The organism is Bacteroides sp. AM16-24 (assembly GCF_003471885.1).
Taxonomy (GTDB): Bacteria; Bacteroidota; Bacteroidia; order Bacteroidales; family Bacteroidaceae; genus Bacteroides.
The window spans coordinates 106,709-131,741 of the sequence record NZ_QRKI01000012.1 but is presented as its reverse complement, the minus strand read 5'-3'; the positions used below and the strand labels follow the sequence as shown (position 1 = coordinate 131,741).

Genomic DNA, 25,033 nt, shown 5'->3' with positions numbered 1-25,033 from the left:
ATCGCGCAAAGCGCGATAAGTAACGAGCTACGAGCTACAAGTGACAAGTACCTTTCGGCGTGATAGCCAGGCGAATTATTATTCGCCCACGAGTACAGCGCAGCAACTCGTAACTGGTAGCTCGTAACTTAATTTAGCGGCAAAGCCGCTAAATTATCATTTATAAAACAATCAAGCAACAGCATGAATAGAATCATCTTTTTGACAGCTTCCCTCTTACTGGGAATACTCTCCGTCTTCTCGCAGACCGATTTCAATACCCCGGGCGCAGGTAATCCCGTCATCCCCGGATACTTTGCCGACCCTACTATAAAGAAGTTTGGCGACACTTATTATATGTATGCCACAACCGATGGTAGTGGTGCCGGCTTCGGCCCTGCCCAGGTGTGGACGAGCAAAGACTTCGTAAACTGGACCCTGATGCCCATGAACTGGCCCGACAGCCACTGGATATGGGCTCCCGACGTGATACAGCACACCGATGGCAAGTATTACTATTTCTATTGCCAGCCCTGCATCATCCATTGCGGTGTAGGGGAAACCCCGCGCGGACCGTGGAAGAACATTCTGGGAGAAAGCGAAGCAGTCCTCATTCCGGATCGTTTTGTAACAAATGCTATCACACTGGACGGACAGACTTTTGTGGACGATGATGGTTCGGTCTATATGTACTGGGGAACTTGGGGTATTTACAAAGGTTTCGGTTGTGGTGCCGGAAAATTAGCTCCCGATTTGAAGAATTTTACTGAAACCCGCCTCATTCCCAATACCGAAGCCACTGATTTCTTCGAAGCACCTTTTGTAATCAAACGCAATGGAACCTATTACTTTATGTATTCCTCCGGTTCCTGTCACGACCACACATACCGTGTGCAATACGCCACCTCAGACAAGCCTCTGGGGCCTTACACCTATGGCGGCTGCATCCTCGAAACCAATACTGACGGAACCATTCACGGTCCCGGACATCACAGCATCCTCCAGGAAGGTAATGATTACTATATCGTCTACCACCGTCACGACAATCCGCACTCCAACCGTGGCTTCCACCGCCAGCTTTGCATCGACCGCATGACATTCAATGCAGACGGGACGATTCAGAAAATCATCCCCACTCATGACGGCGTAGGCGCACTGGCTCCTTCCGTTGTTAAATCAACCAACCTCGCCTTTGGAAAAAGCGTCCGCGCCTCTTCTTTTTATGACGATAATTTCCGTCCTGAATATGCCGTAGATGATAATAACGGGACTTTATGGCGCCCCCGTGGTATGGGACAGGAATGGATTGAAATAGACCTGGAACGTACCCAGCCGATTCAAACCATCTGGACACAATTTGAATACGGTACGCAGTTCTATCAATATCTGATTGAGACTTCCACCGATGGAAAACGTTGGAATATCTTTGCTGATAAACGGAACAATCATCTGGCAGGCAGTCCGATGGTGGACTTCGGAAAGACTAAAGCCCGCTACGTCCGTCTCACTTATACCGGCGGACAAAAGAATGGTTTCGGCGGTGCTATCTGGAACATTAAAGTATTTTCCGGCATCGAAGAATCCGCTCCGCAGCAATGGCTCGGACTGACTGCCGCCGACTGGGACGGTCGCGAATGGCAAAACAACGAAGGGATGTTGGGAGGAGCTTTCACCCTTAAAGAAGGTGCAGCCCGCACCGGACGTATGGACGGACGTGATGCGCTGATTCTTGAGCCGGGTACTACACTGGAATTCCGTCATCCGTTGATTTCTCCTTCCAAAGAACATACAATTAGTGGGTTAGTTTATAGATTAGGTAGGTGGCAAAGCTACGAAGCGGAGTCCGCCCTTTCATCGGGTGTGATTTCGCTTCAAAGCGGAGCCGAACCTTTGATAATCACTAACCTCCGTTATTATAACTGGAAACAGGAACCTGCCGAGCAAGCCTACGATACCACCACGGACATTGTTCGTCTGCCGGCAGCCGACCAGCAAAAGCGCGGCCTGATAGTGAGCGTTACCGCCGATGACTTTGCAGCCGGAGACACCGTGCACTATTTCTCCAATCATGGAGTAGACGGATACTTTGAAGCTCAAAAAACGCCTTCCATCATCAAAGAAGTGCAAGGCAAGAAGAGCTTCCACTTTGAGGGACATCAGGTATTCCGTTCCAGTTTCTCACTCCCTGCAACCTTGCTGGACAATGCTCCCTATACATTGGAAGCCTGGATACTGAACGATTCCATCGCAGAAAACGAATGTGTGGCCGATTTCACGACATCACACGACGAATTGGAAAAGATTATGCTGGTAAACGGTACAGAACCGCGCTGCGGAGTCATCAACCACTACGGCTGGTACGAAGACACCGGTTATAAAAATATGAAAACGCTGGAAGGCAAATGGCAACACGTCTATATCTGCTTTGACGGCCGGATGGAGCAGGTATATATAAATGGACAACTAATCAGCGAAAAAGATATTCAATTGCTGATAAAACCGTCACAATACGTAACTTTGGGGCAGAATGCAGAACGCAACTGGCCGTTCACAGGCTACCTGCATTCACTGAAACTCTGGGACGAATATATTCCGATAAAAAAATAACACCATAAATAGAATGATAACCATGAAGAAACTTTTAGTAAGCACTTTGATGCTTGCCACTGCAATAGGCGGTCAGGCACAAGTGAAAAATCAGTCGCACGGCTACCCCATTGACCCTGTGCCCTTCACTTCGGTGAAAGTAACCGACTCCTTTTGGGGGCAGCGCCTCAACGCAAGCCGTGAAGTAACCATTCCTCTTGCTTTCAGCAAATGCGAGGAAACAGGAAGATATCAGAACTTCGTCAACGCAGCGCATCCCAGCGATACGATAAAAGTCGGCGGACTGGCCTTTGATGATACGGACGTCTATAAAACCATTGAAGGTGCCAGCTACCTGTTGCAGACTTATCCGGACAAGAAACTGGCTAAGTACATCGACAGTGTACTGGTGATTGTGGCCGCCGCACAGGAACCCGACGGATACCTCTACACCAGCCGCACCATGAACCCGAAGCATCCGCACGAATGGGCGGGAAGCAAGCGCTGGGAAAAAGTAGAAGACCTGAGTCACGAGTTCTACAATCTGGGACACATGGTGGAAGGTGCCATCGCCCACTATCAGGCAACCGGGAAGAAAAACTTCCTTGATATCGCCATCAAGTACGCCGATTGCGTATGCCGTGAGATAGGTACAGGCGAAGGACAGCAAATCCGTGTTCCCGGACATCAGATTGCCGAAATGGCACTTGCCAAACTTTATCTGGTCACCGGAGACAAGAAATACCTCGACCAGGCTAAATTCTTCCTCGACCAGCGCGGTTACACCAGCCGCACGGACGAATACAGTCAGGCACACAAACCCGTTGTCCAGCAGGATGAAGCCGTGGGACACGCCGTTCGCGCCGCTTATATGTACGCAGGAATGGCCGACGTGGCAGCTCTCACCGGAGATACCGCCTACATTCATGCCATCGACCGCATCTGGGACAATATCGTCGGTAAGAAGTATTACATCACCGGCGGTATCGGAGCTACCGCTGCCGGAGAGGCTTTCGGTAAAAACTACGAGTTGCCCAATATGTCAGCCTATTGCGAGACTTGCGCAGCTATCGGCAATGTATATGTCAACTACCGTCTGTTCTTGCTCCACGGCGAATCAAAGTATTATGATGTATTGGAACGTACCTTATATAACGGTTTGATTTCGGGTGTATCACTGGACGGCGGCGGTTTCTTCTACCCGAATCCGTTGGAGAGTATGGGACAACATCAACGCCAACCCTGGTTCGGTTGCGCTTGCTGCCCCTCTAATATCTGCCGTTTCATTCCGTCATTGCCGGGATATATCTATGCGGTGAAGGATAAAGATGTCTACGTTAACCTCTTCATGTCCAACACTTCGGACCTGAAAGTAGGCGGTAAGGCTGTTTCTATCGAACAAACAACGAAGTATCCCTGGAACGGAGACATCGCCATCGGTATTAAGAAGAACAATGCCGGGCAGTTCACTATGAAAGTACGTATCCCGGGATGGGTACGGGGTCAGGTAGTTCCGAGTGACCTTTACACCTACAGCGACGGCAAGCGTCTGAAATATACGGTAGCCGTGAACGGAGAACCCGCACAAAGCGAACTGAAAGACGGCTACTTCTGCATCGACCGCCGTTGGAAGAAGGGCGACAAAATAGAAATACACTTCGACATGGAACCACGCACCGTGAAAGCCAACAATAAAGTGGAAGCCGACCGTGGACGCATTGCCGTGGAACGCGGCCCGATTGTGTATTGCGCTGAATGGCCGGATAACAACTTCGATATTTTCAGTGTATTCATGAACCGCAACCCGAAGTTTGAAGTAGTGGAGAAGCCCGATTTACTGTATGGCATCAACCAACTGAAGACAGGGGCGCAGATTCTTGGATACGATGACCAGGGACGCCTGACTACCACTGACGTGGATTTGACCCTGATTCCTTATTATGCATGGGCACACCGTGGTTCGGGAGCCATGGGAGTATGGTTGCCGCAGGAATTAAGCGCATCCCGCCCCACCATGCCCGCCACGCTGGCTTCGGAAAGCAAGATTGATGCCTCACACAAAGTAAAATCTATCTCAGCCATCAACGACCGCCTGGTGCCAAAAGATGAGAACGACCGCTCCATGCCTTACTATCACTGGTGGCCGAAACAGGGAAGCACCGAATGGATTTCATACGAATTCCCGGCAGAAGCAACCGTCAGCAGTGCTACCGTATATTGGTTTGACGATGCTCCCTGGGGTGGTTGCCGCGTTCCAAAGAGCTGGAAGATTTATTATAAAGATGCACAAGGCGAATGGCAACCCGTCACCGGTGCCGACAAATACGGAGTTGAAAAAGGTACGGGAAATGTGGTTAACTTTGACCCGGTAAAGACAAAAGCCGTCAAACTGGAAATCAGACAGCCGGATAAATATTCATCAGGCTTATTTGAATGGGAAGTTAAGTAAAGATTAGGTATATGAAAATGGTTAGATTAGGTTTGTCAGTAGCCATGCTCCTTTGCGGGGGCATGGCTATTGCCCAAGGTACGGTAGAGGATTACAACCGTGCCTATTCATTGAGAGAGAAGTTCAGCGCAAACAAGATATTCTACTCCAATGTCACACCGACGTGGATAGAAGGTACACATCAGTTCTGGTATGTGCGCAATACACCGGAAGGACGTATGTATGTATCGGTGAATGCAGACAAGAAAGGGAGAAAAGAGTTGTTCGACCATAGCCGCCTGGCTGACGCACTTACCAAGGCATCCGGCAAAGAAGTGAAACCTTCCGCCATCAATCTGGAGCGACTACATGTAAACAAGAGTCTGGACACACTCCGCTTTGTTTTCAATAACCAGCGATGGATGTATGCCACCCGGAAAAACCAGTTGGCAAACGAAGGCGCTCTCCCCGTTCCCCAAAAGCAGAAACACTGGATGGAACGGGATGATGAGAAGACTACCAATCCTATTCCTTCACCTGACGGCAAGTACACAGCATTCATCAAGAATCAGAATGTATACGTGAAAGAAATTGCCACAGGGAAAGAAAGACAGTTGAGTATAGACGGCACACTGAGCAATTATTATTCAGCCTATATCCGCTGGTCACCGGACAGCAAGAAAGTGGCTTCCTGCAAGATACGTCCGGTTGAGAAGCGTTATGTATATTATGTGGAGTCTTCTCCAACGGACCAACTGCAACCTAAGCTCCACAAGCAGGAGTATGCCAAACCGGGAGATGAACTCCCATTTAAGGTGCCTTGCATCTACGAAGTGGAGACAGGACGCAGTATTATCCCTTCCACTGATTTGTTTGCCCAACAGTATGAGATATACGGCCCCGAATGGAACCCGGACAGCCGTGCCGTAACCTTCGAGTACAATCAGCGCGGGCATCAGGTGTACAGGGTATTGGAACTTTCGGCAGAAACCGGCAAGGTACGTCCACTGATAGAGGAAAGCAGTGATAAATACGTAAACTACACCCGCCATTTCCGCCATGACCTGAGGGACAACAAGCATATCATCTGGATGAGCGAACGCGACAACTGGAACCATCTGTATATGTACGACCGCACCACTGCGCAGCCCGTCCACCAAATCACAAAAGGCGAATGGTATGTGCGCGAAGTGCTTCGTGTAGATGAAGACAACCGGCAGATTTACTTCTCCGCAAATGGTGTACAACCCGGTGAAGACCCTTATCTCATCCGCTATTACCGCATCGGCTTCGACGGGAAAGACTTGGTTTGCCTTACTCCGGAAGAAGGAATGCACCGTGCCTGGTTCTCGGGAGATATGAATTATCTGGTAGACGTTTACTCTATGGTAGACAAAGCTCCTGTAGCCGTGCTGCGCAGCGCCAAGGATGGCAAAGTAGTAATGCCATTGGAAACTGCCGACATCAGCCGCCTGATAGCCGAAGGCTGGAAAGCACCGGAAGTGTTTACCGCCAAAGGGCGTGACGGCAAAACGGATATGTGGGGACTGATTGTCCGTCCCACTAATTTCGACCCGAACAAGAAGTATCCGGTTATCGAATACATTTACCAAGGTCCCGGCGACCAATATGTACCCAAGACTTTCATTCCGTACAATTGGTACATGACTTCACTTGCCGAACTCGGCTTTATCGTCGTCATGGTGGATGGAATGGGAACTTCTTTCCGTTCACGCGAATTTGAGAATGTATGTTATAAGAATCTGAAAGATGCCGGACTGCCTGACCACATCGCTTGGATTAAAGCTGCCGGAGAGAAGTATCCGTATATGGATATGGACCGCGTAGGCATCTACGGCTGTTCCGCCGGAGGTCAGGAGTCCACCACTGCCGTGCTGCTGCATCCCGAATTCTACAAAGCCGCTTACTCCGCCTGTGGTTGCCACGACAATCGCATGGATAAAATCTGGTGGAACGAACTCTGGCTCGGATATCCCGTAGGCGACCAGTACAAAGAAGGCTCGAACGTAGAGAATGCCCATTTGTTGAGTCGTCCCCTGATGCTGGTAGTCGGTGAACTGGACGACAATGTAGACCCAGCTTCAACCATGCAAGTAGTAAATGCTTTGATTAAGGCGAACAAGGATTTTGAACTGGTAGTCATCCCCGGCGCACACCATACAATGGGTGAAGACTTCGGGGAACATAAACGGTATGATTTCTTTGTAAGACATCTGATGGGGGGAAACCCGCCGAAGTGGGACGAGGTGAAGAAGTGATTAGTGATTCATGCGAATCAGGAGTTGAAATTCATTCATAACCGTGCAGAAATGAATTATTTCACCACAGATTACACAGATTAGCACAGATTTAATTTATTAATAATCAGAGACATCTTTCCTAATCTGTGTAATCTGTGGTGCATCATAACCACTCAGAAATGAATATAATTCAATCACTAATACCGAATACTTATCACGAACCTGCTCCCCTTTCCCAATTCACTTTCCACCGTCAGCGTGCCGCCATGAGCCTCCACAAAGTCCTTTGAGATGGACAAGCCCAGGCCACTGCCTTGCACCTTCGTACCCGGCACACGGAAATAGCGGTCGAAAATACTTTGATGATAACGCGGGTCGATGCCCTTGCCAAAGTCCTGCACGTACATCTCAATGATTCCGTCTTCATGCTTGGCACCAATCACCACACGTCCGTTTTCTTTGGAGTAGCGGATGGCGTTGCTCAGAAGATTCGTCAGTACCCAAGCTATCTTTTCACTGTCCACAAACAGTTTCGGCATCTTCTCGTCGGGATATTCCACTTCTATCTGGATACCGAATTTATCAGCCTGCACCTGATTGGCCTTGATGGCATACTCAATAAGCTCGATAGGCTTCGTTATCTTCGGCATCATCTGGAGCTTGCCGGCTTCTACTTGTGTCATATTCAAGAGTTCACCGGTGATACCCAACAGACGGTCGGCATTCTCTTTAATACTTTTCGATAGTTGTTCCTGCTCGTCGTTCAAAGCCCCTACCCGTTTGTCTTCCAGCAATTGCAGACTCATAAGAATGGCAGAAATAGGCGTTTTCAGTTCATGGGAGATGGTGGAGATGAAGGTGGTCTTGGCAGAGTCCAGCTCCTTGAACTCGGTGATATTCTTCAACAGGATGACGTCACCCAGGTTTTGCGGTTCGTCCGTATCGGTTTCCGTGTTCATAATCGTGATATAGGACGCCTGGAAATAACTCTCCTTGTTGTCCGCATAGATTTTCAGCGGTTCCTTCTTTTCACTGGGAGTGATAAGTTCGCGCACCAGACGGCGGAGCAGGTCGTTCTTCAGCGAGAGTTCCTCGGCGGAACGACGGATAACCTCTTCCCGCTTCAAGTTCAGCACGGTGAGCGCCTCTTTGTTGATGAAAAGTATTTCATGCTCCCGGTTCAGGCCGATGATAGGCTCGTGAATACTGTTCACGATGGCTTCCAGAAACTTCTTGGCAGCAAGAATATCATTCAGTGTGCTGGCACGGTATTCCGTCAGCCGTTCCGCCATGCGGTTGAAGCTGTCGGCCACTGCGCTGAACTCTTCGTGCCCGCTCATGTCGAGGCGTTTCTCGTAATTGTGATTGGCTATTTCGAAGATGCCGTGCGTCAGTTCCTGAATAGGCTTACTAATGGAACGGGGTAACCAGACCAACAACACGATACTGGCAAGAATACAGACGCCTCCGGTAACGGAAATCCACAGCAGAGCACGCTGCAAACCCGGCATGGCGGCAGGGCTGTCCGGTTCGGTGGCCGTCAGTATCTGAAGATTCACTACGGAGAGAGCAACCAGCAGAATGATCATACCGGTCAGAATGCCTACACTGAGTATCAATTTAGTACGAATATTCATAATGCACTGATGAATTAAATATTATGCAAGTATAATCAAATCTATGTTTGCTTGCGCCAATTCGCTCACAAATTTTCTGTATTTCAACACCATGAACAAGGATTGCGGAAAGCGGAAAGCAGGACTGCCCATGCAAACAGAAGTAATCTGTCTCTCCTTACAAGTACGGATAATGGCATCCAATACATCTTTCGATTGTACCTGAAGGACTTCACCATCCAACTCAGTGACCAGTTTGAAGTGGTTCAGCAGATAACGCTGGCTTGCCAGGTCGATGCGGTCGGCACTCTCGCGGGGCGTCTGCACATACAGGGCAATGAAAGAAGTATTGTAGCGGGTAGCCAGCCGTGCCGCCTTACGGATGATGCGCCGTGGCGTCTTCTCATGACTGCTGATGCATGCCAGAAACTTCTCGTGCCGGACGCCTACGCTCGAAATGACGACTTCGTTCTCCACCTTCTTCTCCACTCGCAGGGCTACTTCCTTCAAGGCCAGTTCACGGAGTTGGAGGATGTTCTCGGTCCGGAAGAAGTTGGTCAGTGCCGTCTGCACCTTCTCCGGGCGATAAATCTTGCCGGCTTTCAGACGGGTTATCAGTTCTTCGGCAGTCAGGTCGATGTTCACCACCTCGTCCGCTTCCTGAAGGACACTGTCGGGGATGCGCTCTTTGACTTCGATGCCGGAGATGCCTTGCACTTCTTCGTTCACGCTCTCGATGTGCTGGATGTTGACGGCGGAAATCACGTTGATGCCTTCGTCCAAAAGGTCCATCACGTCCTGCCAACGCTTTTCGTTACGACTGCCTTCTACGTTGGTATGCGCCAGTTCGTCCACGATGACTATTTCGGGATGGATGCGGATGATACCCTCCAAATCCATTTCTTCCAGTTCCTTGCCTTTGTAGAATATCCGGCGGCGGGGGATGACGGGCAGGCCTGCAAGAAGAGCTTCCGTCCCGGCACGTCCGTGGGTTTCGATGTAGCCGATTTGCACGTCTACGCCGTTGTCCAGCAGGTCGTGGGCTTCCTGGAGCATCCGGTAAGACTTGCCCACACCGGCTATCATGCCGATGTAAATCTTGAACTTGCCACGACGGGATTTCTTTATCAGGTCGAGGAAGTGTTGCACGTTTTGTTCTCTGTCCATACCTTTAAGTAGTTATCATTATGGGTTAGCCGGGATTAGTAAGTGAGTTGGCATATCATCAATACGGATGATGGGTATCATCAATACGGATGATGAGTACCATCAATACGGATGATGGGTAGAATCAATGCCAATGATTCCTACAATCAATGCCAATGATTCCCACAATCAATGCCAATGATTCTATGCTAAGTCATAGAGACAAGATACCTCTGTCACTTACATTAAGGCTTTAAGGTTATGCCAAAGACTAAGTGGGTATCTTCCAAACAAGGATTCCAGATAGCCTGTGCAAATATAGGCAATGAAAATGAGTCTGTTATCCTGATAGCCGTAGTAGCTTTCAATGCTACATTGGTAAAGGCAAAACCGGAGTTTCCATATCCTACCGTATAAGTTTCATAAGGAACGAATCCTACGGTTGCATTCAAACCTACCGACTTCACGCTGAACGGATAGTTCAGTTCACAATAGGAAGAATAGTTTTGCGCGCCTTCCTCATTCTTATCGGCTCCCGCAAACATAGTGTACCAAGCTATGGACAGGGGAAACTTCTCGCAAGGCAACGTATAGGCCAGACCAGCTTCAAAGAAATGTGCCGTCTCATGACTTTTGAAGTTGAAATACTGACGGGCACCCTGTCCCGCCCACCAAAGGCTCGCCACAGACAGTGACAGACCGGACTCGCCGAATGCGTAAGTTGCCGTCAGGTCTATCTCCTTGTTTGCCTGGCCTTCGGTAGATTTATAACCGTCGAAGTCCGTGGAACCCCACGCAGTCAGAGAGAAGCCGCTGATGCCGAAACCCAGTGTAGGTTGGAAGCTGGCTCCCGTCTGATATACGCCGCGCCAGACGTAAGAGCTTACTAAATCACCCTGCACGGTAAATTCCTGTGCCTTCACATCGTTTGTCCCGAAAAAACATGCAGCAACAATGGCTGCTATTACAAAAAACGTTCTTTTTACTTGTTTCATAATTCATTCAATCTTTAAAATACAATCTCTTAAAAAGAGAGAGGCGTGTCTCCGTTCACCCTGTTTTTAGACATCACCATGGCAAAATATGAACGGAGCCTGTCCGCCTCTCTTCTACCAACCTAAAGTTAGATTCTGATTATTAAAATAATTGGTTGTACAAATGATAATTTAGGGGCGCCTCGCCCCTAAATTATCATTTAATATTGTCTATCTCTTCAAGTGCAATGTTCAGTTTCAACACATTCACCTTTTCCGTCCCGAAAAGACCGAGCAGTGGTTTCTGTATCGTCTCGTCCACGATACTCTTCACCTTCGCCTCATCCATGCCACGTGCCTGGGCTACGCGTTTCACCTGTACGTATGCACTGGCGGGAGTGATATCCGGATCAAGCCCCGAAGCACTGGCTGTCACCATTTCAGCCGGAACGTCCTTGCGTTGCAGATAGGGATGGTGCACCAGGAAAGTATCAATACGGGCTTCTACTTCCGAAAGATATTCTTCGTTGGTAGGGCCTTTGTTGCTACCGGAAGAACTGGCAGCATCGTAACCGTCACCGGCATGGGAAGGACGTCCCCAGAAGTAGATGTCTTTTGTGAACATCTGCCCTACATTAGCGGCACCGACCACCTTACCATCCAGAGTCGCTACTTCCGCATTACCCTTATTTGGACCTGCCACCTGAGCAAATATCCACAGGATAAGGATATAGAATACAGAGAAGAACACGCAAAAAGCAAGTGTTATTTTGAGGGATTTGAATAATGTTTTCATTATCTTGTTATTTATTAGTTTGTTATTATCAGGCCTTCTTCCGAAAGGAAACCCGGCCGGGGCGCCTCGCCCCTAAAAGAATAAACTGACCACCATATCTATTAATTTAATTCCGATAAAGGGTGCAATGACACCGCCTAAGCCATAAATCAGCAAGTTGCGGCGAAGCAATGCACTGGCACCAATCGGTTTATACTGTACTCCTTTCAGTGCCAACGGAATCAATATAGGAATAATGATAGCGTTAAAGATTATAGCTGAAAGGATGGCTGACTCAGGACTATGCAGCCCCATGACGTTCAGCGGTGCTAACTGAGGGATGGCTACCATAAACAAAGCGGGAATAATCGCAAAGTATTTAGCCACGTCATTTGCTATAGAGAACGTGGTCAATGTACCGCGCGTCATCAACAACTGTTTACCGATTTCCACAATTTCAATCAGCTTCGTAGGATCATTGTCCAAGTCCACCATATTACCGGCTTCCTTTGCAGCCTGCGTACCGCTATTCATAGCAACGCCCACATTTGCCTGTGCCAATGCCGGAGCATCATTTGTACCGTCTCCCATCATTGCCACCAGCTTACCGGACTGCTGCTCTTTCTTGATATATTCCATCTTGTCTTCCGGCCGGGCTTCAGCTATAAAATCATCCACACCGGCCTTTTCTGCGATGTACTTTGCTGTCAGCGGATTATCTCCGGTCACCATTACCGTCTTCACTCCCATCTTGCGAAGGCGTTCGAAACGTTCCTGAATACCCGGTTTGATGATATCCTGCAACTCAATAACGCCAGCCACCTGCCGGTTGACACACACTACCAACGGTGTACCGCCGTTACTTGAAATTGCAGCAATCACATCTTCCACCTCTTTCGGGAAACTGTTTCCGGCACTCTCCACAATCCGGCGGATAGCATCGAAAGCACCTTTACGTATCTGAGTACCATTTTGCAAATCCACGCCTGAACACTTTGTTTCGGCAGTGAACTTAATCATCCGGGCACCCGTAGTATTCAGGTCACGCATACGGCGACCTGTTTCCCGTCCCAGTTCTATAATTGATTTACCTTCCGGTGTTTCATCGGAGATGGAGGACAGCAGGCAAGCCTCAATAAAATCACGTTCGTCCACACCGGGAGCTGCATAGAACTTCGTAGCTTTACGGTTACCGATTGTAATAGTTCCCGTCTTATCCAGCAGCAACGTATCAATATCACCGGCCGTTTCCACCGCCTTACCCGATTTCGTTATCACATTGGCACGAAGCGCACGGTCCATACCTGCAATGCCGATAGCGGAAAGCAGACCACCGATTGTCGTCGGTATCAGGCAGACAAACAGGGAGAGAATAGCTGCAATCGAGATGTACGTTCCCGGATGATCTATATTTGTATAGTCCGCCATCGGAATCAGCGTGACGCAAACAATCACGAATACCAGTGTGAAACCGGCCAGCAGGATAGTCAACGCTATTTCATTCGGTGTTTTTTTCCGGGTAGCGCCTTCCACCAGAGCAATCATCTTGTCGAGGAAGCTCTCACCCTGTTGTTGGGTTACCAATACCTTTATCTTATCAGAAAGCACCTTCGTACCACCGGTTACAGAACTCTTATCTCCACCCGCCTCACGGATTACCGGGGCAGATTCGCCTGTGATGGCACTTTCATCAATGGAAGCCAGTCCTTCTACAATCTCACCGTCAGCCGGAATCATATCACCGGCTTCGCAAATAAAGTAATCACCTTTCTTCAGGCGTGCGCTACTGATATTGCAGACTTTGCCATCAATCAGGATTTTAGCGGGAGTCTCCTCACGCGTCTTGCGCAGGCTGTCGGCCTGGGCCTTACCACGAGCCTCGGCAATGGCCTCAGCGAAGTTGGCGAACAGCAGAGTAACAAAGAGAACGACGAACACCAGGAAGTTGTACCCGAATGTTCCATATTCCGTAGTCCCCAGCGATAGGATGCAGACTACCAGCATCACCAGCGTCACAAGCTCCACCGTAAACATAATCGGATTCTTAATCATCACCCGTGGATCCAACTTCACGAATGATTGCTTCAAGCTTTCCATAACTTGCTCCTTTTGAAACAAAGAAGCTGATTTCTTATCTTTCATATCTTTCTTTTTCTACTACTTACAAACTAAAATGTTCAGCAATCGTACTCAACGCATGCACCGGGAAGAATGACAGGGCAGCTACAATGAAGATAACCGCAAAAGTCATCACTGCAAATGTCACCGTATCCGTCTTCAGCGTACCGGCACTTTCCGGGATGAACTTCTTCTGCGCCAGCAGTCCCGCAATGGCCACCTGACCGATAATCGGAATAAATCGACTCAGGATAAGCACCCAACCACAAGCATAGTTCCAGAAATAAGTATTATCTCCCAGTCCCTCGAAACCGGACCCGTTATTAGCTGCACACGAAGTAAACTCATACAATTGCTCGCTCAGCCCGTGGAAACCCGGATTATTCAGCCAACCGCCCTCGCTCGCCACGAAATCGGGATGATGGGCAAACAGATACGTGGACAGAGCCGTTCCTACCAGAATCACAAACGGATGAAGCAACGCCACAACGGTCGCAATCTTCATTTCGCGTGCTTCCACCTTCTTACCGAGGAACTCCGGTGTACGCCCTACCATTAGTCCGCTGATAAACACGGCTATAATTATAAATGTATAGTAGTTCATCCAACCTACCCCGACACCACCAAACCAGGTATTAATCTGCATATTCAGCATCTCCATCAGTCCGCTGAGCGGCATCGTAGAGTCGTGCATACCATTCACTGAACCATTGGAAGTGACGGTGGTCGTAATGCTCCACAAGGCTGTTGCAGCCGCACCAAGCCGTACTTCTTTTCCTTCCATCGCTCCGCCATCCTGCGCAATACCCAGTTCGTCAATACGCGGGTTACCGTTCATCTCCTGGTAGACATTGATGCCGACACCCGCCAGATAGGCAAAGAGCATTACACCGAATATACTATAAGCCAGTTTCTTACGATTGGAATAGAAACCGAGTGCGAAAACCATTGCCATCGGGATGATAAGGATAGACCAACATTCCACCATATTGGACAGATACGTAGGATTCTCCAACGGATGCGAAGAGTTTACACCGAAATAACCGCCGCCATTGGTACCCAGTTGCTTGATGGGCACGATGGCAGCCGCAGGGCCTTGTGAAACCATCTGTTCCTGTCCTTCGAGCGTGGTCACCTCCATCTTTCCGTCAAAGCTCATCGGAGTACCTTCTATAATAAGGATGAAACCCACAATCAGCGAAAGTGGCAACAGGATACGTGTACTACTCAATACAAGGAAGTTCCAGAAGTTACCTATTGTCTTCGTTGTCTTCACGGAAATAGACTTCATGATACCTGCCATAGCCGCCATACCCGTTGCCGCCGTAATAAACTGGAAAAGCATGATGACAAATAACTGCGTGAAGTAAGTCAGCCCGCTTTCACCGGAATAATGCTGCAAGTTACAGTTCACCATGAAGCTGATGCAGGTGTTGAATGCTTGGTCCGGTGTCTGCGGCCCGTTACCGTCGGGATTCAGAGGCAACCAGTGTTGAGTAACCAACAGCACCATGCCCCACACAAACCAGAAAGCGTTTAATATCAGAAGCGCTTTCAGAAACTGTTTCCAGTTCATCTCTTCGGTGGGGTTGATGCCACACACTTTAAAAATAAGTCTCTCAATCGGCTTCATGAAGTCCGACCATGTCTTTTGTCCTTTATAGACTTTTGCAATATACTTTCCCAACGGATAAGCCAACGCCACCATCAGGACTATCTGCAAGATTACACCTAAAATCTCTGTGTTCATTTCTCTAATTCATTAATAAAATGATACCTTAATTGTCAATGATCAATTGTCAATTGCCTAAAACTTTTCCGGTCTCACAAGTACATACATCAAATACCCGAAAACCGCAATACCCAATACAAATAATGTTATATACATAATCTTTCTCTCCTTCTTAAATCTTTTCAAACCAATCCACACATTTCCAGAACAGCCCGAAAGCGAGCAACCCGCTCGCGAGGCAGAAAATAAATGAAATCGTTATTCCCATGTCTTTTACCTTTTATCAGATTAATACTATTACTTTGTTTGCCACAACAATGCCAAAGACGTGCCAAAAGCGCGAGAAGAGCCTTAACAATCTGATTTACAATAAGCTGACAATTCCATTACAGCCAATCCGCCTCCGCCCCACCCTTCCAAAATGAAAGAGTGCCCTATCAAAACAGAAAACGGCAGAACCCCAAAAACCAACCCGGACGGCGATGGCAATTTAGAAGAGAACCCGCTAGGATAGACAGCACGCACAAAGGCAGGAAGACAGAAATCCCTTTCGGACAGTAGATTAGTGCTGCTGGAAGGGAATTTTAATGGTTAAGTTGATAAAGGATAACAGGTCTACAGAGACAGATAAATCAACTGTATTTATTTTTAGCCAATGCTTTTTCTATGGTTTCTCCGATAGATTTACTACATTTGCATCAGCCACATAAAACGTGTTAAAGCATGGAAAGAACCTATATTAATGAATTTCATAAGCAATGGATAGAAAGCACCTTGAAGTCGATAACCTCTTGGCAGAAGCAGCCCATCTCGTTAGAAGAGAAAAAGAAGCAACAGGAAATGCTGAACCGCCAGAGGGATATAAGAGAGGGTAAATTGAAAAGCTGAAAGAGTTTGCCACTCTTAACAACTTATGGATCGACTTTAATACTCTTTCTTTATCTTACCTCAATAAAGGCGGGGAGAATGAAGTTTTCACCGGTAATGAAGATATTGTATTCAAATTGAATAACTTTGAATATGCAGGTGATGACCTTACCAACTTCTTCATCCGAATAGAAGCACATAACCATTTCTTCTACAATGTAGCTTACACTTTAGTAGGTTTTGCCTATAATAGTATGCATGAGTTTTGTGCTGTATTAGTTCAGCCTTATGTTAGGGCAAAGCGAGAAGCTACGGAAGAAGAAATAGCAGATTACATGGAAGCATTAGGCTTTGAGATGGACTATGAAGATGAATACCATAATGAAGAATATGAAGTTTTTGATGCTGTTCCTGATAATGTTCTTTATGGAATAGATAATAAACTAATACCCAAATCAGACTGAGATTAAGGCATATTGAGTGATATATAGCTTTTCCTCCTATTCGTTTATAATATAGTATCTTATCTCTTTCTTGTTAAACAATACAAAGATAGCAATGTTTTTCCGAAAAGCCCGTCTCGGCATGCCCCGAAATGCAAGCCTAAATCTTATATTCCTCCATCTTCCTGTACAGCGTTGTCAAGCCGATTTTCAACAGTCGTGCCGCTTCTGTCTTATTCCCTTTCGTATATTCTAGTACACGGGCAATGTGACGGTGTTCCATAGCCGAAAGCTCGAAGCAGCCGGGCATGCCGTCGTCCGATTGCTCGTAATGGGCATTCTGAATCTCCAACGGTAAATCTGCAATATCCAGACGATCACCTTCGCAAACGATGAGGCTGCGCTCTATCACATTACGCAACTCGCGGATATTCCCTTTCCAGGGTTGTTGTTCCAGTGTACTGAGAAATTCGGGAGTAATCTCATTAATGGCACGCGACAGTTGTGCTGAGAAGTTCCGTATAAACGCCTTTGCCAGCAGGCGGATATCTCCCGTACGCTCGCGCAGCGGCGGCAGGTGTACTTGAAATACGCCAAGCCGATAGAAGAGGTCTTCACGGAAACGCCCTTTGGCTATCTCTTCCGGCAGATTACGGTTGGTTGCCGCAATAATACGCACATTGACGCGTGTCGGTTTCGTATCGCCTATCTTGATATATTCTCCTGTTTCGAGGATACGCAACAACTTGGCTTGCAGTTCAAAAGCCATCTCACCGATCTCATCCAGAAAGATAGTGCCATGGTTCGCCTCCTCAAACAAACCCTTCTTATCTTTCAACGCTCCCGTAAACGAACCTGCCTTATGCCCGAACATCTCACTTTCCAGCAGCTCCTTACTGAACGAGGAACAGTTCACAGCCACAAAGTTCTGCTTTGCCCGCTTACTATTATAATGAATGGCTTGGGCAAATACCTCCTTACCCGTTCCCGTTTCTCCCGTCAGTAACACGGGAACATCGGTCACCGCAACCTTCCGTGCAAGCAATACCGCTTCTTTCAGTGATTTGGATTCTCCCAGAATGGACTCGAACGAATACGTCTGTCCCACTTTCTTTTCAAGCTTTTCCAAACGGACATTCATCCGCGCTTTCTCCATGGCACGGCTGATGAGGGGAATTATCTTATTATTGTCATCTCCCTTTGTGATATAGTCGAAAGCTCCGTTCTTGATGGCTTGTACGCCATCGGGAATATTGCCATGAGCCGTCAGGAGAATGACTTCCACATTGGGAGCCGCCTTTTTGATGGACAGCACCAGATCCACCCCATTTCCATCGGGCAGGAAAACATCACACAAAGCTACGTCGGGGGTTTGGAGTTCCAGTTGTCGTAGGGCAGCCCTGCAATCACCAGCCTGACAAACTTCATATCCTTCTAATTCCATCATACGCGCCAAAAGGGTACGGATTTGTACCTCGTCATCAACGATTAAAATCTTACTCATATCTTATTCGGATAAGTGTTTAAACTGATAATGGTAAAAACAGGGTGTGCAAATATAAAACTTTTCCGGAATACGAGCGGCACATCTTTTGAACTTTTATAATAGAGGAACGGAAAGCAACTGAATCTCCTTTATAGCTTAACTCCATATATACAAGGAGATAAGGATTCAGACAACCTCCACACCTTACGGACAAATCTCTTCCATTTTGATAAAATCACCCTGAAATGGAAAGGAAAAATAAACTTCCGGTAAGCATCATTCAATAAATAACTAAAAAAATGAAAAATATGGAAATCTACAAATTCAATGGAAATTCAACAGCATCCGTAGAAGGAATGCAACATGTTGCCAAACTGATTATGAACAACCAGCCTACGATAGCAATACTATCGGCAGCAGAGGATGTCACTAAACACCTGGACGAAATAGCCGCCTGCTTCTTCAACCGTAATACTGAGGAGGCGCACGAGAAGATCACCCGGCTGGAATTCTACTTCATTGACTTCGCCAATGAGCTCCTCACGGATGATGAAATCAAGCATCAGGCCATCCGGTGCATACTCGATAGTTTCCAGGCTATCTGGAAGTATTGCCTGGAACCCTTTACCTCAACCGACGAAAAAGATATTCTGGCACAAGGAGAACTACTCACCAGTACATTAATGAGTCTTTATCTTCAGGAACAGAAAGTCGATAATGCCATGCTTTGTGCATTCGACTTCATACGCGTAGGTACAAACCGGGAAGTGGATATCGAATACATAGAGCAAAAACTAGATAAGCAGCTGAAACTCTACCCTGGCACTCACCTGTTTATCACCCAGGGAAGTATCTGTAAAAATGCTTTTGGCGAAACCGATTACCTGAAACAAGGCGGCAGCGATTATACGGCGGCCCTCATTGGCGTGGCCTTGCATGCAAAAGAGATAAAGCTATGGACAAACTTTGCCATACGCAACAACGACACATTGGTCATAAAGGACGCTGGTACAATCCGGAACCTCAGCTTCAGCGAGGCAGAACGTCTGATCTATTTCAATCCGCAAATTCTGCATCCGTTCTGTCTTGCTACAGCATGGAAAGGAAACGTTCCTATTCATCTGCTCAATCCGATGAATCCGACGGCGGAAGGAACTTACATCTCCGATAATTTGCAAAATGGGGAAGCTGTAAAAGCTGTTGCAGCAAAGGACTCAGTGGTTTATATTCGCCTTGAGTCAAACCATACACTACGACCTTATCTGTTTATCAGTAAGATTATGGAAATCTTTGCCAAATACCGGACAAATCCCTGCCTGCTGACTTCATCCAATGATAATATATCGATTGTGACGGATAACAAGGAGTTCCTGTCCCGTATTCTGCGTGAACTGAACAGATATGCCCGGATATGGGTAGAGGACCGTATGTCCATTGTTTCGGTTGTGGGTAATATGAAGTCTTCGTGCATCGCCATGGAAAGCCGGATTATTGATGCACTGAAGAATATCCCGTTGAGAATGATTTCGTACGGAAGCGACGAGAATGATGTATCAATTGTGGTCAGGGGAACAGATAAAGCAGAAGTACTCCGGTTGCTCGATGAAAAGTTACTGAAACCGGAGTACTTCGGAAAAGCTTGTTAGAGGAAGATCTCTATGAAAAGCGTTCCATTATTTCCATACACATACGTCCATTATGGTACGGGCATTTCCAAAAACCCGCTTTATCATCGCCGGTATTTACCGTACCATCTGCACGTATACTCCAGTACCATTCACCATTCTGGGGGTCTATCAGATTCTTCTTGATAAATTCCCAGCAACGGAAAGCTTTCTGTAAAGCTACCTCATCATCAAAGTATTGGTAAAGGTTGATGTGTCCTACTACATTTTCAGCCTGTACCCACCAGTGACGGTCTGTATCCGTCCTTTGCTTCGTAAGAAAAGTTTCATAAACCATAGCCCCGTCAGGTGTCAGGCCTTCATCGGCAGCGGCAGCTATAAACTCAACCAATGGTTCCACCTTTTCCAACAGAGCCTCATCTCCCAGCACCAGCGCTGCTTCATGAATCAGCCAGGAAGCTTCAATGTCATGTCCATAGGAAACAATGCGATATTTACTGTTCCAGTTTTCATCAAAGAAAAGCTCCAGGTGTCCGGTCTCAGCATTCAATATCTTATCGATAAAAATCTCTATCAGGTTACGGAGCTGACTTTTCAGCGAATCATTTTTCCATACACGATAAAGATTAGTATAAGGCTCCAGAATATGCAGATGAGTATTCATGGTTTTACATTCATTCTCATCTTTATCGCTCAGACGCATATCGGCAAGTTCACTCCATCCCCGGGTAAAAGCTTCACAATACCCATTCTTTACGGAATCGAAACTATACCTTTCAATATCTTCAAACAGGCGGATAGCATAATCCAAGGCTTCCTTATCACCTGTAGCACGGTGATATTCACTTAAGCCATAAATTACAAATCCGATGGCATATATTTGTTTTTTAGTATCCAACGGATTCCCTTTATAATCAAGTGACCAATAGATACCACCAAATTCTTTATCATAAAAACGATCAATGATGATTCGCTTGGCGCGGGTTGCTATAGTCAGATATTCTTCATTTCTTAACAGGCGGTAAGCAGCCGAAAATGTCCAGAGAATACGTGCATTCAAAATGGCCCCTTTCTCTGCTTCCGGCATCAGGACGCCTGTTCCCGTAATACGGCCATAAAAGCCTCCGTTCACTTCATCTTTCATTCTGTTCATCCAAAACGGAAGGATGTTGTCTACCAACTCTGCTTCCATTTCTTTTCTTATACTCTTGATGTCCATCATTCAATTTGCAATTTAATCATTTACAAATACCGATTATTTCCCGTCACTCATAACTGGCAGCCCGTATCTTCTTCAGTTTTTCATCGACCTCCGCAACGCGTTTCGTCGTCAATGGATAAAAGTATACGACTATCATAGCCAAAACAGCCACGGCAGCCGGTATCCAACTCATCAACAAATTCAGTCCGGTCAATGCTTCTTCTGTCTGTGCTGCTCCCTCCGCTGTATTGTAACCGAATGCAGCCAGAATCCACATGACGGCAGCACCACCAAACGCACCGCCAAACTTCTGTGCCATAGACGAAGAAGAGAAAATGAGTCCTGTTGAAGCCGTTCCGTCTTTCAGTTCAGCATAATCCGAAACATCCGCATACATACTCCATACCAACGGGGATACAATACCTGTGCAAACAGATATGACGACTTGCATAACCAGCATCAACCAAAAACCTAATGGCGTACAAGGCAGGTAAAAGAACAAAATACTTAATACTGCCAAAGCACCCATAGTCGAAATATAAGTGGATTTCTTACCTAATGAACGGGAAAGGGGAACTGCTAATACAACTCCAATCATATTTGAAACTTCTCCGACACTCAGAAACAATCCGGCATAAAACAAGAGTGAAAAGTCACCCAAACTTAAGAATATGCCATCACCTATATAATCTTTGAAAAAGTAGGCAGCTGTAGCACCACGCACCGTGCTGAATAAATTAGAGCACAATGCCGCACCGATAAGCAGCCACCAAGGAATATTAGCGAGTAATGATTTAATATCTTTGCCGATAGAGACCGTAGAGACACTCTTTATGTATTCCCGCGTCATACTGAAACAAAGCAAGAATATAACGAAACAGAATACAGCAATCACAATCATGGAATACTGCCAACTTACGGTCAGCGAACCCGTCATTTCCTTAAACCAAGCACATAACGGTTCCCAGGCAAACAAAGCAATAAAACTACCACCATAGGCAAAGAACATCCGGTAAGAAGAAAAAACAGTCTTCGTGTCCGAATCATCCGTCATTACCCCCAACATAGCTCCGTATGGAACATTGATAGCTGTATAAACCGTCATCATCAGCATATAAGTGATATATGCCCAGACAAGTTTACCCGTTGCGCCAAAGTCAGGAGTTGTGAACAGCAACACACCGCAAACAGCAAACGGAAGAGAAATCCACAGTAAATAAGGACGGTATTTTCCCCAACGGGTTTGTGTCCTGTCTGCTATCACTCCCATCATCGGATCAGATACAGCATCCCAGATGCGTGTCGCCAACAACAAAACCCCAGTATCTGCTAAACTCAAACCATATATATTTGAATAAAATATGGGCAGATAGTAGGAGAATATCTTCCAAAACATAGAGGAAGACATATCACCAAAACCGTAACCTATTTTCTCTTTTAGTGTCGCCATATCTTCAGATTCTTATCAATGAGTTTCTTCAGAGTCTCTACGGAGGCGAAAGAAGACAAACCGTCAGCCGGCGTGTTCATACAGTAATCGACCAACTTATCCACTGTGGAAGTAGCCACATGCATCCGTGTATCCGAAGAAGCATAATAGATAAGCACCTTACCATCTTCATCGGCAATCCAACCGTTAGCAAAAAGTACGTTACTTACATCACCGATCCGCTCTTCTCCCACAGGTGCCATGAAGTAACCACCGGGAGCGGCAATAAGTTTTGTCGGATCATCCAAGGCAGTCATATACATATAAAGTACATAACGTAATCCGGCAGCACAAGCACGTACCCCATGAGCAAGATGCAACCAACCTTTCGACGTTTTTACCGGATGAGGTCCTTCGCCATTCTTCACTTCCTTAATGGTATGGTAATAGCGGTAATCTATAATCTTTTCCTCTTTCACTTCTGCATGGGTCATGTCGTCCACCAAAGCCCAACCAATACCGCCACCGCTTCCGGCATTGATAAATCCATCTTGCGGACGAGTATAGAGAGCATATTTACCATCTACAAATTCCGGATGAAGCACAACATTACGTTGCTGGCTTTTGGATTTCAGATCTGGCAAGCGCTCCCAATTCTTCAAATCTTTTGTACGGGCAATGCCGGCCGTAGCAGTAGCTGAAGATAAATCACCCAAAGGTGCATTATCATCATGGCGTTCGGCGCAGAAGATACCATAAATCCAGCCATCTTCATGGGCTGTGAGACGCATGTCATAAATATTGGTAGCCGGAATCAAGTCCTCAGGCATAGTTACGGGATAATCCCAAAAGCGGAAATTATCGATTCCATTCGGACTTTCCGCAATCGCAAAAAATGATTTCCGGTCGGCACCTTCCACACGTATCATCATCAAGTATTTACCATTCCACTTTATAGCACCTGAATTAAGGGTTGCATTAATGCCAATACGCTCCATCAGATAAGGGTTGGAATCTTCATTCAAATCATATCGCCAAAAGACAGGTGCATGTGCCGCCGTCACTACCGGATATTTGTAACGTGTGAAAATACCGTTTCCACCCTCTACCGGCTCATTCTTTCTTGTTATCAGCTCTTCGTGTTCCTGAAAGAGTCTCTTTACCTTATCACTAAAAGTTTCCATATTGATATTTTTTCTTATTTATATAAAGAGTTTACATCTGCCGCAAACAAGGTTTTAGGATGCTTATAGAATTCTACAAAATCATCAGTTGAAATCTGTCCCGGATAAGGGGCATAGAAATGAGTAACACGCTCGCGGGCATTGCGCCATACCAACACATAAGCTATCGGATATTTCTCAATGGCAGGTAGCAAAGTTCCGGTCCACCATTTCGAATCGGGAATACCCTCATATCCGGTTTCAGTGATAGCAATTACTTTATTGTGTGCTTTACCGATACTATCTATAATGGCAAGCGATTTTTCAAGATTAGCAATATAACTATCACGATCAAATTGATAAGTATCGAAGCCGATTACATCAACCAGTTCATCTCCCGGATAACGATTCAGGTATTGTACAGTATCTTGTGGCTCGGAACCGGGGGAGTAAGCATAAAGAGCATTATTCACACCATCTTCACGAAGAATATCCACCGTCATTTGCCAAAGTGCTTTATATTCTTCGGGAGTACAGAGCTTCTCACCCCACCAGAACCAGCTACCTGTATGCTCGTGCCACGGTCGGAAAAGTACGGGGACTTTTACTCCATCCTCTGTCTGCAGAGAATTAATAAAGGCAGAAACTTTACTTACCCAGCCGGTGAATTTCTCATGATTACTTCCTCCAGAAAGAACAGACTTCACCACTGTTGTATCTGATACATCCCATGAGTCTCCACCTGTCAGAGGATTACGTAAGTGCCAGCTCAAAGAAGACATTCCTCCTCTTTTATATTGGTTCAGTATTTCTTGACGAATCTTACTGAACGGAACATTATCCAGACTCACTGTATCACCCAGTTCTATATGTCCCAGATCGAAACTGATAACAGCGGGATAATCTCCGCACACGCTTTTTACGTCGGAGCGTCCCTCTTCACCATCCCAGCCTATACCATAGTTAGTATCATCATGATGTCCGAACATAATCCCTTTAGATGATACTTTTTTAAGGTTAGCAAGTAAATTCTCCGTTTCTGTTGTACGCATAGAAGACGAACTAAAATTTGACTGTTTCTGACCCGGTCCACATGCTACAAGAGCAGTAGTGGCCAATGTTAACGCAATCCCTTTAAGCTTATTCATTTTTATTCTATTTAGGTTCCCATTTATTTTACACGACAAAGATAGCTGACTGTAAA

General features: G+C 46.6%; 16 protein-coding genes and 1 pseudogene. 5 read left to right on the top strand and 12 right to left on the bottom strand.

What is annotated here, in order from left to right:
- The first annotated feature begins 183 nt into the window (after positions 1-183).
- The 3 genes from DW182_RS14740 to DW182_RS14730 are packed head-to-tail and all read left to right on the top strand — an operon-like array spanning position 184 to position 7,272.
- The gene (locus DW182_RS14740; RefSeq protein WP_118295971.1) at positions 184-2,586 is read left to right on the top strand and encodes a family 43 glycosylhydrolase; all 2,403 of its coding nucleotides are present in this window, start codon (positions 184-186) and stop codon (positions 2,584-2,586) included.
- 22 nt (positions 2,587-2,608) lie between these two features.
- Positions 2,609-5,014, top strand: a complete 2,406-nt coding sequence (locus DW182_RS14735) for a glycoside hydrolase family 127 protein (RefSeq protein ID WP_118296006.1) — start codon at positions 2,609-2,611, stop codon at positions 5,012-5,014.
- Positions 5,015-5,025: 11 nt separating this feature from the next.
- A complete protein-coding gene (locus DW182_RS14730) occupies positions 5,026-7,272 on the top strand; it encodes a S9 family peptidase (RefSeq protein WP_118295970.1) in 2,247 nt (748 codons plus the stop codon).
- 179 nt (positions 7,273-7,451) lie between these two features.
- Here DW182_RS14730 and DW182_RS14725 read toward each other — a convergent pair whose 3' ends face one another.
- The 7 genes from DW182_RS14725 to kdpF form a co-directional block, all read right to left on the bottom strand.
- Positions 7,452-8,891, bottom strand: a complete 1,440-nt coding sequence (locus DW182_RS14725) for a PAS domain-containing sensor histidine kinase (RefSeq protein ID WP_118295969.1) — start codon at positions 8,889-8,891, stop codon at positions 7,452-7,454.
- Positions 8,892-8,912: 21 nt separating this feature from the next.
- A complete protein-coding gene (locus DW182_RS14720; protein ID WP_007660277.1) occupies positions 8,913-10,037 on the bottom strand; it encodes a sensor protein KdpD in 1,125 nt (374 codons plus the stop codon).
- Positions 10,038-10,261: 224 nt separating this feature from the next.
- On the bottom strand, positions 10,262-11,011 hold the full coding sequence (locus tag DW182_RS14715; protein ID WP_118295968.1) for a TorF family putative porin: 750 nt from the start codon (positions 11,009-11,011) through the stop codon (positions 10,262-10,264).
- A gap of 196 nt (positions 11,012-11,207) precedes the next feature.
- Positions 11,208-11,786, bottom strand: a complete 579-nt coding sequence (locus DW182_RS14710) for a K(+)-transporting ATPase subunit C (protein ID WP_117987677.1) — start codon at positions 11,784-11,786, stop codon at positions 11,208-11,210.
- A 72-nt stretch (positions 11,787-11,858) separates the two neighbouring features.
- Positions 11,859-13,907 (bottom strand): potassium-transporting ATPase subunit KdpB, encoded by a 2,049-nt coding sequence (gene kdpB / locus DW182_RS14705; protein WP_118295967.1) that lies wholly within the window; start codon positions 13,905-13,907, stop codon positions 11,859-11,861.
- 19 nt (positions 13,908-13,926) lie between these two features.
- Positions 13,927-15,633, bottom strand: coding sequence for a potassium-transporting ATPase subunit KdpA (kdpA, locus tag DW182_RS14700; RefSeq protein WP_118295966.1), 1,707 nt, complete (start codon positions 15,631-15,633; stop codon positions 13,927-13,929).
- 57 nt (positions 15,634-15,690) lie between these two features.
- Positions 15,691-15,771 (bottom strand): K(+)-transporting ATPase subunit F, encoded by an 81-nt coding sequence (kdpF, locus tag DW182_RS22800; RefSeq protein ID WP_115503135.1) that lies wholly within the window; start codon positions 15,769-15,771, stop codon positions 15,691-15,693.
- Between the two features lie 602 nt (positions 15,772-16,373).
- On the opposite strand from kdpF, the pseudogene DW182_RS14690 reads away from it, so the two are divergent.
- Positions 16,374-16,946 (top strand): annotated as a pseudogene (locus DW182_RS14690) (hypothetical protein).
- A 139-nt stretch (positions 16,947-17,085) separates the two neighbouring features.
- Here DW182_RS14690 and DW182_RS14685 read toward each other — a convergent pair.
- Positions 17,086-18,429 (bottom strand): sigma-54 dependent transcriptional regulator, encoded by a 1,344-nt coding sequence (locus tag DW182_RS14685; RefSeq protein WP_118295965.1) that lies wholly within the window; start codon positions 18,427-18,429, stop codon positions 17,086-17,088.
- A 290-nt stretch (positions 18,430-18,719) separates the two neighbouring features.
- Here DW182_RS14685 and DW182_RS14680 point away from each other — a divergent pair, with 290 nt between their 5' ends.
- Positions 18,720-20,057, top strand: coding sequence for an aspartate kinase (locus tag DW182_RS14680; protein ID WP_199678587.1), 1,338 nt, complete (start codon positions 18,720-18,722; stop codon positions 20,055-20,057).
- A gap of 10 nt (positions 20,058-20,067) precedes the next feature.
- Here DW182_RS14680 and DW182_RS14675 read toward each other — a convergent pair whose 3' ends face one another.
- The 4 genes from DW182_RS14675 to DW182_RS14660 are packed head-to-tail and all read right to left on the bottom strand — an operon-like array spanning position 20,068 to position 24,977.
- Positions 20,068-21,255, bottom strand: a complete 1,188-nt coding sequence (locus DW182_RS14675; protein ID WP_118296005.1) for an AGE family epimerase/isomerase — start codon at positions 21,253-21,255, stop codon at positions 20,068-20,070.
- A 46-nt stretch (positions 21,256-21,301) separates the two neighbouring features.
- Entirely contained in the window at positions 21,302-22,687 is a 1,386-nt protein-coding gene (locus DW182_RS14670) for an MFS transporter (protein ID WP_118295963.1), read from the bottom strand.
- Entirely contained in the window at positions 22,675-23,850 is a 1,176-nt protein-coding gene (locus tag DW182_RS14665; protein WP_118295962.1) for a glycosidase, read from the bottom strand. The genes DW182_RS14670 and DW182_RS14665 overlap by 13 nt, the downstream gene beginning before the upstream one ends.
- 14 nt (positions 23,851-23,864) lie before the next feature.
- Entirely contained in the window at positions 23,865-24,977 is a 1,113-nt protein-coding gene (locus DW182_RS14660) for a glycoside hydrolase family 26 protein (protein ID WP_118295961.1), read from the bottom strand.
- Positions 24,978-25,033: the final 56 nt, after the last annotated feature.